The 12696-nt window shown below is 60.1% G+C and carries 12 protein-coding genes; 7 read left to right on the forward strand and 5 right to left on the reverse strand.

Going from position 1 to position 12696, the window contains the following annotated elements; all coding sequences use genetic code 11:
* Positions 1-87: 87 nt before the first annotated feature.
* The 7 genes from rfbB (at position 88) to ACHQGU_RS14305 (ending at position 8128) form a co-directional block, all read left to right on the forward strand.
* Positions 88-1146, forward strand: coding sequence for a dTDP-glucose 4,6-dehydratase (gene rfbB, locus ACHQGU_RS14275; RefSeq protein ID WP_253549512.1), 1059 nt, complete (start codon positions 88-90; stop codon positions 1144-1146).
* Entirely contained in the window at positions 1143-2054 is a 912-nt protein-coding gene (gene rfbA / locus ACHQGU_RS14280; RefSeq protein ID WP_062141322.1) for a glucose-1-phosphate thymidylyltransferase RfbA, read from the forward strand. Before rfbB ends, rfbA begins: the two co-directional genes overlap by 4 nt.
* Positions 2055-2103: 49 nt before the next feature.
* Complete coding sequence (gene rfbC, locus ACHQGU_RS14285; protein ID WP_062272280.1) at positions 2104-2661, forward strand: dTDP-4-dehydrorhamnose 3,5-epimerase; 558 nt, start codon at positions 2104-2106, stop codon at positions 2659-2661.
* A gap of 15 nt (positions 2662-2676) precedes the next feature.
* Positions 2677-3582 carry a dTDP-4-dehydrorhamnose reductase gene (rfbD, locus tag ACHQGU_RS14290; RefSeq protein WP_215753749.1) on the forward strand — a complete coding sequence of 302 codons (906 nt, stop codon included), beginning with the start codon at positions 2677-2679 and terminating at the stop codon, positions 3580-3582.
* 120 nt (positions 3583-3702) lie between these two features.
* Positions 3703-4692 (forward strand): glycosyltransferase family 2 protein, encoded by a 990-nt coding sequence (locus ACHQGU_RS14295; RefSeq protein WP_395495443.1) that lies wholly within the window; start codon positions 3703-3705, stop codon positions 4690-4692.
* A gap of 185 nt (positions 4693-4877) precedes the next feature.
* Positions 4878-7460, forward strand: a complete 2583-nt coding sequence (locus ACHQGU_RS14300; protein ID WP_395495444.1) for a DNA translocase FtsK 4TM domain-containing protein — start codon at positions 4878-4880, stop codon at positions 7458-7460.
* A complete protein-coding gene (locus tag ACHQGU_RS14305; RefSeq protein WP_395495445.1) occupies positions 7457-8128 on the forward strand; it encodes an RluA family pseudouridine synthase in 672 nt (223 codons plus the stop codon). The genes ACHQGU_RS14300 and ACHQGU_RS14305 overlap by 4 nt, the downstream gene beginning before the upstream one ends.
* Before the next feature lie 50 nt (positions 8129-8178).
* Here the strand turns inward: ACHQGU_RS14305 and ACHQGU_RS14310 are convergent, their stop codons facing one another.
* Genes ACHQGU_RS14310 through ACHQGU_RS14330 form a run of 5 tightly spaced genes read right to left on the reverse strand, consistent with a single transcriptional unit; the run spans position 8179 to position 12684 of the window.
* On the reverse strand, positions 8179-9363 hold the full coding sequence (locus tag ACHQGU_RS14310; protein ID WP_395495446.1) for a glycosyltransferase family 4 protein: 1185 nt from the start codon (positions 9361-9363) through the stop codon (positions 8179-8181).
* 33 nt (positions 9364-9396) lie between these two features.
* Positions 9397-10068 carry a glutathione S-transferase gene (locus ACHQGU_RS14315; RefSeq protein WP_395495447.1) on the reverse strand — a complete coding sequence of 224 codons (672 nt, stop codon included), beginning with the start codon at positions 10066-10068 and terminating at the stop codon, positions 9397-9399.
* 12 nt (positions 10069-10080) lie between these two features.
* A complete protein-coding gene (mnmA, locus tag ACHQGU_RS14320) occupies positions 10081-11163 on the reverse strand; it encodes a tRNA 2-thiouridine(34) synthase MnmA (RefSeq protein WP_395495448.1) in 1083 nt (360 codons plus the stop codon).
* A gap of 35 nt (positions 11164-11198) precedes the next feature.
* Positions 11199-11513, reverse strand: a complete 315-nt coding sequence (locus ACHQGU_RS14325) for a ferredoxin family 2Fe-2S iron-sulfur cluster binding protein (RefSeq protein ID WP_043549910.1) — start codon at positions 11511-11513, stop codon at positions 11199-11201.
* A gap of 7 nt (positions 11514-11520) precedes the next feature.
* Positions 11521-12684, reverse strand: coding sequence for a cysteine desulfurase family protein (locus tag ACHQGU_RS14330; RefSeq protein WP_395495449.1), 1164 nt, complete (start codon positions 12682-12684; stop codon positions 11521-11523).
* Positions 12685-12696: the final 12 nt, after the last annotated feature.

A 12696-nucleotide genomic window follows, 5' to 3' on the forward strand; every position in this document is an offset into this window, starting at 1 on the left:
ATTGCTGGCGAAGATTGTACTTCTGAGCTATGCCCAAAGACTAGTGATTTTAATCGTTTGTTTCGGTCCACAGTATACGGAATACCAATGCGTATCTTATTGACAGGCGGGTGCGGTTTTATCGGATCCGCAGTGATCCGCCATATTATTCGGGACACCAGTCATTCTGTCCTGAATGTTGATTGCATGACTTATGCGGCTTCTGAAGAAACCGTGGAAGACGCAGCCGCCAGCGGGCGCTACGAATTTGCACGCGCCAATATCGTCAACGGCAGCGAACTGAGCCGTCTGTTTGAAACGTTCCGTCCGCAGGCGGTCATGCATCTGGCAGCCGAAAGCCATGTGGACCGTTCTATTGATGGACCCGGCGTGTTCATCCAGACCAACGTGGTGGGCACCTATTCCCTGCTGGAAGCCGCCCGCAAATACTGGCTGACGCTGGACAAGGCCGATCGCGCTGCCTTCCGCTTCCATCACATCTCAACCGATGAGGTTTTTGGGGCGCTGGAGCCGAACGATCCGCCTTTTACCGAAACCACGCCGTATGACCCCCGCAGCCCGTATTCTGCCAGCAAGGCCTCGTCCGACCATCTGGTCCGTGCCTGGTACCATACCTACGGCCTGCCCACGTTTGTTACCAACACGACCAACAATTACGGCATCTGGCACTTCCCGGAAAAGCTGATCCCGCTCATCACCATCAACGCTATCGAAGGCAAGGATCTGCCTGTGTACGGCGATGGTAAGAACGTGCGCGACTGGCTGTTTGTGGAAGACCACGCCGAAGCACTGGTCAAGGCTGTTGAAACCGGCGTGCCCGGCGAGACTTACGCCATCGGCGCCCGCCAGCCGCGCACCAACCTGCAGGTCGTGGAAACCATCTGTAATGTTCTGGACGAACTGGTGCCCGACCCGGCCGGCCCGCGTAGCCGTCTGATCCGTTTTGTGACAGACCGCCCCGGCCATGACTTCCGTTACGAAATTGACCCGTCCCACGCTGAAAAAGCGCTGGACTGGAAAGCAAAGCATACTTTTGAAGCCGGCATTCGCCGCACCGTTCAATGGTATCTGGACAACCGCGACTGGTGGGAAGGCATCCGCGCCCGCCGTTACACAGGCAACCGACTGGGAAGCACCGTAGAATGACACAGAAACCTGCAATCCAGACAAAAATGAAGGGTATTCTGCTGGCCGGTGGTTCCGGAACGCGCCTGTACCCAATGACGCTGGCCGCCAGCAAACAGCTGCTGCCGGTCTATGACAAACCGATGGTCTATTATCCGCTCTCCACGCTGATGCTGGCGGGGATTCGGGATATCATGATCATCAGCACCCCGAACGATCTTCCGCAGTTCAAGCGTCTGCTGGGCGATGGATCTCAGTTTGGGGTCACGTTTGAATATCGCGCCCAGCCCTCGCCGGATGGCATTCCGCAGGCGTTCCTGATTGCGGAAGACTGGCTCGACAACTCCCCCTGTGCGCTCGCACTGGGTGATAACCTGATTTTTGCCGATCATCTGAGTGCCGCCCTGCAATCCGCTGCCGTGCGCCCGACAGGTGCCACCGTGTTTGCGTATCAGGTACGTGACCCGGAACGCTATGGCGTCGTGTCTTTTGATGAAACGGGCCGCGCTCTGAGCATTGTTGAAAAGCCGAAAGAGCCTGTTTCCAACTGGGCTGTGACCGGCCTGTATTTCTATGACAATCGTGTTCTGGACTTTGCCAAGCGCGTAAAGCCCTCCGCGCGCGGTGAGCTGGAAATTACAGACCTCAACCGGTTCTATCTGGAAGAAGGTAGCCTGCATGTCGACCGTCTGGGCCGTGGCTGTGCCTGGCTGGATGCCGGTATTCCGGACAGCCTGATGGAAGCCGGGCAGTTTGTGCATACCATTCAGGCGCGTCAGGGCATGCTGGTTGGCTCTCCGGCGGAAGTTGCCTACCGGCTTGGCTTCATTGATGCGGACCAGCTCCGCGCACATGCCTCCCGCATGGGAAAAACAGAACTGGGACGGCTCCTGATGCAGGTTGCCAACACAGCTCAGCCCGCAGGCTGAACTTCCCCTTTTCTTTTTCTGACCATTTGCAGACAGGAGCTTTCCTTTCATGAAAGTCGAACGCCTTGCCATTGAGGACGTGATTCTGGTCACGCCGCCGCGTTTTCAGGACAATCGTGGGTTTTTCTCTGAAACCTACAATATCGATCGGATGCGGGACGCAGGCATTACCGAACCCTTCGTGCAGGATAACCAGAGCCTTTCCCGCCAGAAAGGCGTGATCCGCGGCCTGCACTGCCAGCTGACCCCCTATGCTCAGGGCAAGCTGGTGCGCTGCACCAAAGGTGCGATCTGGGATGTGGCTGTAGATGCCCGGACCGGCTCCCCCACCTATGGCAAATGGGTTGCGGCTGAACTGTCTGAAGAAAACTGGTCACAGCTTTGGATCCCGCCGGGCTTCCTGCATGGATTCTGCACCCTGACCGAAGATGCGGAAGTGCAGTACAAATGCACAGGCCTGTATAACAAGGCCTCCGAACGTGCCGTCATCTGGAACAGCAAAGAGCTGGCCATTGACTGGCCCATCAAGACAGAAGACGCCGTTCTTTCTGAAAAAGATCTGGAAGCTCCGGAATTTTCTGCCGCCAAAGGCTGGTTTCATCTGTAATCAGGAGCAGACCTCATGAGTCGTCTTGCACAAAACGGTGGTCCCATTCTGGTTACGGGTGGCAAAGGCCAGCTGGCAACCTCTCTGGTCAATCTGGGTGGCCCGCGCATCCGCTGCGTTGGCCGGCCGGGCTTTGACTTCGACAAGCCTGAAACCCTTGCAGCCACACTGGACGCCATCAAGCCGGTTGCGGTGGTGAATGCTGCGGCATGGACAGCGGTTGACCTTGCGGAAACTGAGGCCGAAGGGGCTGCCCGCGCCAACGCCACCGGGCCGGAAGAACTGGCCCGCCTCTGCGCCCAGCGCGGTATTCCGTTAATCCAGGTCTCCACGGATTATGTGTTTTCCGGAGACAAGGGCGCACCGTATGTGGAGACAGACCCGGTTTCACCCGAGACTGTCTATGGCCGCACCAAGGCGGAAGGCGAAAGCAAGACGCTGGCTGCCAACCCCAAAACCATCGTGCTGCGCACCTCATGGGTTTACTCCGCACACGGTAAAAACTTTGTGCGCACCATGCTCAATGCCGGCGCTAAAAACCCGGTTCTGAAAGTGGTGGGCGACCAGAAAGGTAATCCGACCAGCTCGGATGACCTAGCTGAGGCCATTCTCTCCATTCTTGCGGTTCTGGAAAAAGACGGCTGGAAAGATGCGTTCGCAGGCATTTACCATGCCTGCGGCACGGGAGAGACAACCTGGCACGGTCTGGCTGTTGCAGCCCTGCAGGATGCGGTCCCCCATGGCCAGAAAATGCCGGAAGTAACCGCCATCCGCACGGAAGACTGGCCGACTCCCGCAAAGCGTCCAGCTGATTCCCGTATGGACAACAGCAAACTGACGCACGTTTTCGGCGTTACAATGCCTGCATGGCAGGACAGTGTGCGGAAAACGGTTGATCAGATTTTTGCACAGTCTGCGTAAAAACTCCTGCAAAGCTGTTTGAAACGGTCTGAAATTTGACAGATTTTCCAGGCAGCTTTGCTGCACGCCCACACGGGAGGCGTTTCGTATCCCGCAGGACCTGAAGGAAGAGCATCACAGGTGCAGGAGACCAGCCAGCACACTCTTATAAACCGCCAGAATGCTCCTTTGGGCGGTGGCTCTTCTGTTGCCATTCTTATGTCTCTTTATAATGGCGTCCCGTATTTACAGCAGCAGCTGAACTCGCTCCTGCACCAAACCCACCCTGACTGGATTTTATATTGGCGGGATGACGGCTCTACCGATACCAGTCTGACCATCATGCGCCAGTTTGCCCAACAGGTTGGCAAAGAGCGCTGCGTGGAAGTCATGCCGCGCAATGCTGAGCATCTCGGGGTCACTGCCTCCTACGCCACACTCCTGGCCCATACGCCCCCTACCCTTTCTGTCGCGTTTTGTGATCAGGATGATGTCTGGTTTCCCGACAAGCTGGAACGTGGCCTGCGCGCTCTGGCTACGGTGCCAGAATCTACGCCAGCCCTGTACTGCACACGCCAGACCCTGACGGACAAAAACCTGCGTCCGACCGGCCTGTCTCCCGAATTGCCAGACACCACCGGCTTTTTGCCCGCCATGACGCAGAATATTGCGACAGGTTGCACCCTTATGCTGTCTCCTGCGGCCTGTGCCTTGCTCCGCAAAGCCATGCCCGCCCCTACATTCCTCCTGCATGACTGGTGGGCTTACCTGATAGTAAGTGGCGCAGGCGGACGCATCCTTACGGATAATCAGCCGTCTCTGTTCTATCGCCAACATGAAAAAAACGCCGTGGGGGCACGCAGCCAGTTCCTGCACCGCGCGCTGGCTGCCCTGAAGCGTGGCCCGACCGCATTCATGAATATTTTCCGGGCCAATACGCTGTATCTGCTTAACCGGCAGAACCTGCTCACGCCTGCCGCAGTGAACGCTCTGCGTCTGCTGCGCAAAGCGCAGACGCCCGGCTGGAGGGGAGCACTTTCCCGAGTCTCTCTCATGCACCGTCTAAAGCAGCTCAGACGGCATAAAAAGCTCGAACAACTGGTTTTCCGGGTGTGGTTTTTGCTGGGATAAGCTTTTGTTCCCGCGTTTTGCGCAAAGACTCGCCTCTCAACCTTCTTTAGGACACCAGTTCAGGCTAGGTTACGGGCTGTTTCAGCCTGAAACAGCATCATCAACTATCCGTCGCCGGTCTCCCTTTTCAGACAGAGGAGGGTGCGGGCGGCCTTTTGGAGTCAGGATCCAGGCCCTTGGCGCGCGTGAGCCACTCAAGATCTTCCGATTACGTCCCCTCCCCTTACAAAAGCGCGTTTCGTCTACGCCTTGAAGAAGGCGGGGGAATTTTGCTGTGCCTGCTCGCCTGCGTCTTGCTGGTCGCACTGGTTACGTACAACCCGAACGATCCCTCCTTTAACACCGCAACTGGCCAGCCGCCTACTAATCTGCTGGGCATGACCGGGGCTGTGCTGTCTGACACCCTGCTACAGGGAATCGGACTGGCTGCTGTTCTGCCGTCCCTGATCCTGATGGCCTGGGGCTGGCGTTTCCTCAGCCACCGTCTGCTCGGGCATGAAGCACCAATGGTGTTCGCCCTGCGCGTGGTGGCGCTGATCTGCCTGCTTCCCGTTGCCGGGGCCCTTCTTGCCGCCATTCCGCTCCTGTTTACCGCCCTGCCCCCCATCCACTGGCCGACACAGGCTGGCATTGGGGGAGGCATCGGCTTTTCCATTGCCCAGACATCCCTCTCCGCTGGCACAGCCGCCATTGGCCCGGCCGGCGGCATGGTGATCTGGATTCTCGGGGGGCTGCTCGCCATTCTGCTCACCGCCCTCTGCACAGGTCTGCGGCGTGAAGAATGGCTGACACTCTGGCGCGGTATGATGGTGCTTGTTCGCCTGCCCGGCCAGCTTGGCATGCGCTTTGTGCGCTATTACGCCAGCCGCAAACCCCAGACCGCCGAAGTCTCCGGCCCGCTGGGAGGTTATGCGAGCGGGGAAGAAACGACCTACGCCAAAGGCAGCAGCGCGTCTGCGCACAGCCTGTTTCAGGATGATGAGGACGAGGAGGATATCCCGGTCTCGGCCAGAGCAGGAAGTGCAGCCCCTGCCGCCTATGCTCCGGAACCGGAGGAACCTGCTCCCACTCAGGCAGCAGCCACTGTAAGGGAAGAGCCTGTTGCTGCCTCTGGCCTGACTCTGGAGCCTGCCCCGTCCGCAGCCCCTGCACAGGGCCGGAATGGCCTTCTGGGCCGGTTGTTTACCGGCAAGGATGCTGCAACCTCCGGCAGCCCGGCCAAAGCGGCTAAAGCTTCTTCCTCCCCGACCCGGAAAGGCGGCTGGGAACTCCCGCCTCTGGATCTGCTGAAGCCCGCTCCGGCCCGTACACAACACGGTCCCTCGGAAGAGGACCTGACCAAAACAGCCCGCCAGCTGGAGCAGGTACTGTGTGATTACGGCGTGCAGGGCACGATTGTCGGCATGAGTGCTGGTCCAGTCGTCACGCTCTATGAGCTGGAACCCGCAGCTGGTATCCGGTCTGCCCGCGTGATTGGTCTGGCGGATGACGTCGCCCGCTCCCTCTCCGTGCTGAGTGTCCGTATTGCAACCGTCCCCGGCCGCAATGTGATCGGTATTGAAGTGCCGAACAAAAAGCGTGAGACGGTTTATCTGTCCGAGCTGCTCAATCAGCCAGACTGGCGGGAAGATCCGGCGCATCTGTCTCTTGCACTGGGGAAAGATATTGAGGGCGAACCCGTCTTCAGTGATCTGGCCCGCATGCCGCATCTGCTGGTGGCAGGCACCACCGGGTCGGGTAAGTCTGTTGGCGTCAACGCCATGATTCTCTCGTTGCTCTACCGGCTTTCCCCGGATGAGTGCCGCCTGATCATGATTGACCCCAAGGTGCTGGAACTCTCCATTTATGATGGCATTCCGCATCTGCTGACCCCGGTGGTGACAGAACCGCCCAAAGCCGTGAACGCTCTGAAATGGGTCGTGCGGGAAATGGACCGCCGTTACCGCACCATGGCGCATCTGCAGGTGCGTAATATTGCAGGCTACAACGCCCGCGCGGCAGAAGCTCGCGCGGATGGGGAAGTCGTTGTCCGCCGTGTGCAGACAGGCTTTGACCCGGAAACCGGTAACCCGGTGTTTGAGGAACAGTCCGTCACACTGGACCCGATGCCTTATATCGTCGTGATTATCGACGAGGTGGCCGACCTGATGATGACCGCCGGTAAGGAAATTGACGCCTGTGTGCAGCGTCTGGCCCAGAAGGCCCGTGCGGCGGGTATCCACGTGGTTATGGCTACACAGCGCCCCTCCGTGGACGTGATTACCGGCACCATTAAAGCCAACTTCCCGACCCGTATCTCCTTCCAGGTGATCAGCAAATTCGACAGCCGCACCATTCTGGGTGAACAGGGTGCTGAACAGCTGCTCGGGCAGGGTGACATGCTGTTCATGCAGGGCGGCGGTCGCATTACCCGCGTGCATGGTCCGTTTGTGGCCGATAACGAGGTCGAACAGGTCGTCAACTTCCTGAAGGAACAGGGCGAGCCGATTTATGATGATGACGTTCTGTCCGAACCGGTGGAAGAAGCCCCGGCCAGCAGCGGCAAATCCGGCGGCGGTGATAACGGCGAATCCGATATGTATGACGAAGCCGTGGCCATTGTGACGCGGGAGGGCAAGGCTTCGACCTCCTTCGTGCAGCGGCACCTGTCCATTGGCTACAACCGGGCCGCCAAACTGATTGAGCAGATGGAGCGTGAGGGCATTATCAGCCGCGCCGACCATGTCGGCCGCCGCAAGGTGCTGACGGGCCCCAACCGCGAGGAATGACTAAACCAACCCCCTGCCCGTTTCCGCTCAGTGTGCTGTATCAGGATCAGCATGTGGTGATTCTGGATAAACCCGCCGGTGTGCCCGTGCATCCCGGCCCCAAGGGCGGCCCATGCGTGGAAGACTGTTTCCCCCTGCTCTCCCGACGCAAGGACGGCCCTTGGCTCGCGCATCGGCTGGATGCGGAAACGTCCGGCTGTCTGGCCATTGCCCTCCGCAAGCAGCCGCTTCTGGCCATGCAGAAAGCCTTTGCCGACAAAACAGCCCGCAAAACCTACTGGGCCATTGTGAAAGGTGGACCGGACGCAGAGCTAGGTGAAGTCTCCCTGCCTCTGACTAAAAAAACGACTCCGTCCGGCTGGCGTATGATTACTGATCCCGATGGCGCTCCGGCCCGCACAGACTGGCGTGTGCTGGGACGCGGCGAGGGGATGTGCTGGCTGGAACTCTCTTTGCACACAGGACGCACGCATCAGGCCCGTGTTCATTGCGCTGCCATGGGCTGGCCGATTCTGGGAGATACGCTCTACGGGCAGCCTCACCCGGAAGGGCTGCATTTGCTGGCCCGCAGCCTGATGCTGCCGCTCACACCGCCGGTTTCCGCCACAGCACCTCCCCGTAAAGGCATGGAAGCCGCACTCCAGGCTTGCGGGTGGCAGGGCATCTAAGGCCTGAAAAAACGATTTTCTAAGCAAAGGACGGTCTTGAACGGGCACCATCAGGCACGGAACAGTCCTTTCCAGCGCCATTCCCGCACAATGTCTTCATGCAGGAGGCGACGTTTTTCCCACATCGGGCCAGCATCAAATAACCGGGCACGGGCGCGGCCGGCCTGACCGGTTTCCGCTCGCAGGGCTGGCGAGGTGATGAGGCGTTCCAGAACATCGGCCAGATCATCCGGTTCATCCGGGTCCGCATACAACCCGGCATCTCCGACCACATCCGGCAAGCCGCCCCGGTGCGAGGCCACAACAGCCGCTCCGCATCCCATAGCTTCCAGAGCCGCCATACCAAACGGTTCCGGCCACCGGCTGGGGACTGCCACAACTGCGGCCCGGCTCATGGCCTGCAACACAGCCTCATGCGGTTGATAGCCACGCAGCACCACACCGGCCTGTTCAGCCTGCGGACGTAAAGCGTTGAGAAACGGAGTCTCTGGCGAGTCGGGACCAAAGCGATCCGCGCCAATCATCTCAGCGCGCCAGCCTGCGTGCCGGGGCAAGATGCGGGCGCAGGCCGCCACAAAAGCATCGGCCCCTTTGTCCGCCACAATACGCCCGGCAAACAACAGCACCGGGTCACGCTGTTCCGCTGGTGGCGGCAAGGCAGAAAGATCCAGACTGTTGGGCAGCACCCGCACGCAGGACGTCACACCCTGACTGATAAAGCGCCCACGTACCCATTCTGAGACGGCAACCACCGCTACAGCCTGCCCCAGATGCTCACGCTCTGCCGCTGTGCGGGCGCGCTTCATACCGCAGGGGTCATTATGCAGCACCAGCACAATCGGCAGGCCGGGGCAGGCTTTGCGCAACGCGAGAGCAACATCGGGCCGGTTATGGACTTCAATCAGGTCGGGCCGGACAGACCGGGCCACACGCGCAACGCCCGCCGCATAACGCTGAATACGGCTGAAAGGCCGAAAGACCGGCACCACAGGCACAAACCGCACCCCGGCAAAGGACTGCCCGACAGGCGGAAGCCCCACGACGGTTTCCGCACTATCCGCCATGCGCCGCACCAGCAGCGCAATGGCCCCGGCCTCACCCGGTGCAAAGCGCTCTCTTGGAGTCAGCACCGTCAGAACGCGCAAGGCTGAAAGCGCGCCTTGTGCGCCGCTTCCTCCGGTTGCTTCGGTGGGTGTGGGAGTCGCGGGCGGCCCCACGCCGGAACGCGCCATCATATCTGGCAGAACATCACAGAAAAACGGCCCTGCTCAGGCCAGAGATTCATAAACGTCCAGATACCAGTCTTTGGGTTCCTGCGCAGCCTGATCATACCATTCCTGCATGAGCGGATGCTGGCGGACAGCCGCCATATACTGGCGGGAAATATCGGAAAGGCCGGGCACATCGTAGGACAGGAAACGCGCCACGATGGGGGCATACATGGCATCGGCATTACCAAACTCTGCCCCAAACAGAAATGCACCATCCTGCCCGAAACGGATACGGGCATCGGTCCAGAGGGCATCAATACGGGCGATGTCTTTCAACACGTCCTCATCAAACCCGGCAGCAGGCGGACGTTTATCGCGGCCCAGATTCATGGGCAGAGCAGCCCTTACAGCGCGAAAACCGGAATGCATTTCAGCAGAAATGGACCGCGCAACGGCGCGGGCACAGCGGTCTGCAGGCCACAGATCCGGGTCCTGTTCCGCACAATATTCCGCAATGGAGAGCGAATCCCACACCACGGCACCATGATGTTCCAGATACGGCACACACCCATTGGGAGAGAGGGTTTTAAGGGCTGTCGTCTTGCCGCCACCGGCCAGCGGGATGACATCAATATCGACATTCAGTCCGGCCAGCCGGACCGGCAGCCAGCCCCGCAGAGACCATGAAGAATAGCGCTGCGTTCCAATAACAAGCCGTCCGTCTGCCATTTTTTCTCTCCTTCAGGCCGCCGACGTTGCCTCCGCCCGGCGAATAAAGCCGCCGCCCAGAATGCGGCTGCCATCATAAAACACACAGGCCTGACCGGGGGCGGGCATGGCGGGTTCTTCCAGCAGAACAGTCGCGCCCTCCGCAGTCGGCACAACACGAGCCGGGCGAGGCTCTTCCCGCGCCCGCATCTGCACGCGGCAGACCAGACCTTCCGGCGGGGCATCCACCAGCCAGTTCACATCGCGCACGGAAAGGGTGCTGACATAAGATCCCTCACGCGGGCCAATCACCACACGCCTGCGGCCCGGTTCCACACCCACAACCATCTGGCGCTCACCATCCAGCCGGGCCGCGTTGCCCAGCCGTTTGCTCTGCCCAACGGTAAAGCGCATCACGCCTTCATGCTGGCCGACAACACGTCCGGAACCGTCCACAATCTCGCCGGGACCAGCCATCTCGGGGTGCATTTTTTCCACGAGGTCCACATAGGACCCATCGCTGACAAAGCAGAGATCCTGACTGTCCGGCTTACCCGCCACAACCAGCCCGAACCGCTCGGCTTCCTCACGCACGGCGGCCTTGTCCGGCATATCGCCCAGCGGAAAACGCAGGAAATCCAGCTGCTCGCGCGTGGTGGCGAACAGGAACCAGGACTGGTCCCGTGCCTCATCAACCGGGCGGTGCAATTCCGCCCCGTTCGGACCTTCCACACGACGTACATAGTGGCCGGTGGCCATGGCGTCGGCCCCGATTTCCTTCGCCAGCCCCAAAAGGTCGGTAAATTTCACGCCCTGATTACAGGCCACACACGGCACCGGCGTCTCACCTGCCGCATAGGCATCGGCAAACCGCTCGATCACGCTGTCCTTAAACCGGCGTTCCGCATCAATCACGTAATGCGGGAATCCCAGACGGTCGGCCACGGCACGGGCATCGCGGATGTCCTGCCCGGCACAGCACGCGCCTTTTTTGGCTGCACCGCGGGAATCATAAAGCTGAAGGGTCGCCCCGATTACCTCGTGCCCTTCTGCCTGAAGGCGGGCGGCAACCACGGAACTGTCCACCCCCCCGGACATGGCCACAAGAATGCGCATCGGCGCGTCCCCTTTATTCTCTCTGTAAACGGTGTTCAGGCCGTGCGCGGCAGGCGCACAACAAGACCATCCAGTGCTTCTGTCATGACAATCTGGCAACCAAGGCGGGACGTCTTTTCCAGACCAAAGGCCAGATCCAGCATATCTTCTTCATCATCCGTGGCGGCAGCCAGTTTCGGCGCCCAGGACGGGTCCACAACCACATGGCAGGTTGCGCAGGCCAGAGAGCCTTCACAGGCTCCTTCAAGATCAATGCCATGCTTGTGGGCAATTTCAAGCACAGAAAGGCCGAGCGGTGCATCAACCGTGCGTTCGGTTCCGTCCTGTTCAACAAACGTCATCTGGGGCATTCGTTTTTTATCCTGCCAAGGCTGTCTTTGTCATGGCGGCCTGCACCAGCCTGTCCGCCGCGCGCTCCGCCTCGGCGGCTGAGGTAAAACGTCCGGGGGAGAGACGCAAGCTTCTTCCGGCCTCATCGTGCCCCAGCCCCATGGCCTCCAGCACATAAGACGGGGCGATTTCCGCCGAAGAACAGGCCGAGCCCAGAGACACCGCAAGCCCCGGCATGGCGGCAATTGCGTCCAGCGCCTTCAGGCCTTCCGGCAGACGCAGACTAAACAAACCCGGCAGACGAGGCGCTGCTACGGCATTGACCACAATCCCCGGCAGGCTGCGTTTCACGCGCGCCAGAAACACGTCCCGCAAATGCGCAAGATGAGCGGCATCTTTCGGCCCTTCTTCCCGCGCAATCCGGCAGGCCGCCCCGAATCCGGCCAGTAGAAAACCCGGCAATGTGCCGGACCGCAGCCCGCGCTCCTGCCCGCCGCCTGAAAACAGGGGCTGCAACCGCACCCGTGGACGGCGACGAACAAACAGCGCTCCAGCGCCCTTAGGACCGTAGAGTTTGTGCGAGGAAATGGACCCTAAAGCCAGACCCATCTGCCGCACATCGACCGGAACTTTCCCCGCCGCCTGTGCAAGGTCCGAATGCAGCAAAGCTCCGGCCTGCTCCACCAGCGGGGCAAGTGTTGCCACATCCTGCAACACGCCCGTCTCATTATTCGCCGCCATGATGGAGACCAGAGCGGTCGGGACCTCAAGCGCCTTTTGCAAAACAGCCGGGTCCAGCAGCCCATTGGCATCCACAGGGAGAATAACCGGCTCAAAACCTTCCTGAGCCAGATCCCGCACGCTTTCCAGAACGCATTTATGTTCGGTAGCCACGGTAATCACGCGGCGGCGCGGGCTGCCCTGTGCGGCCAGATAACGTGCAGCACCTTTAATGGCCAGATTATTGGCCTCGGTCGCCCCCGACGTGAAAATAATCTCACGCGGGTCAGCCCCAATGAGAGTTGCAACTTCCGCCCGTGCCGCCTCCACCAGCGCCGCAGCCCTCCGGCCCGAAGCATGGGTGCTGCTGTGCGGATTCCCATTCTCTTCTTCAAGAGCAGTCATCATCACAGCGCGTACACGGGGGTCACACGGGGTGGTCGCCGCATGATCGAAATAAAGCTCGTCCATGTCCTCCCCTTT

This window comes from Acetobacter sp. KSO5, from assembly GCF_044094635.1.
In the GTDB taxonomy this organism is placed as follows: domain Bacteria; phylum Pseudomonadota; class Alphaproteobacteria; order Acetobacterales; family Acetobacteraceae; genus Acetobacter; species Acetobacter cerevisiae.

What these genes read in the sequence shown, in the direction of transcription:
- rfbB (WP_253549512.1), top strand. Translation starts at nt 88, where the DNA reads ATGCGTATCTTATTGACAGGCGGGTGCGGTTTTATCGGATCCGCAGTG.
- rfbA (WP_062141322.1), top strand. Translation starts at nt 1,143, where the DNA reads ATGACACAGAAACCTGCAATCCAGACAAAAATGAAGGGTATTCTGCTG.
- rfbC (WP_062272280.1), top strand. Translation starts at nt 2,104, where the DNA reads ATGAAAGTCGAACGCCTTGCCATTGAGGACGTGATTCTGGTCACGCCG.
- rfbD (WP_215753749.1), top strand. Translation starts at nt 2,677, where the DNA reads ATGAGTCGTCTTGCACAAAACGGTGGTCCCATTCTGGTTACGGGTGGC.
- ACHQGU_RS14305 (WP_395495445.1), top strand. Translation starts at nt 7,457, where the DNA reads ATGACTAAACCAACCCCCTGCCCGTTTCCGCTCAGTGTGCTGTATCAG.
- ACHQGU_RS14310 (WP_395495446.1), bottom strand. Translation starts at nt 9,363, where the DNA reads ATGATGGCGCGTTCCGGCGTGGGGCCGCCCGCGACTCCCACACCCACC.
- ACHQGU_RS14315 (WP_395495447.1), bottom strand. Translation starts at nt 10,068, where the DNA reads ATGGCAGACGGACGGCTTGTTATTGGAACGCAGCGCTATTCTTCATGG.
- mnmA (WP_395495448.1), bottom strand. Translation starts at nt 11,163, where the DNA reads ATGCGCATTCTTGTGGCCATGTCCGGGGGGGTGGACAGTTCCGTGGTT.
- ACHQGU_RS14325 (WP_043549910.1), bottom strand. Translation starts at nt 11,513, where the DNA reads ATGCCCCAGATGACGTTTGTTGAACAGGACGGAACCGAACGCACGGTT.
- ACHQGU_RS14330 (WP_395495449.1), bottom strand. Translation starts at nt 12,684, where the DNA reads ATGGACGAGCTTTATTTCGATCATGCGGCGACCACCCCGTGTGACCCC.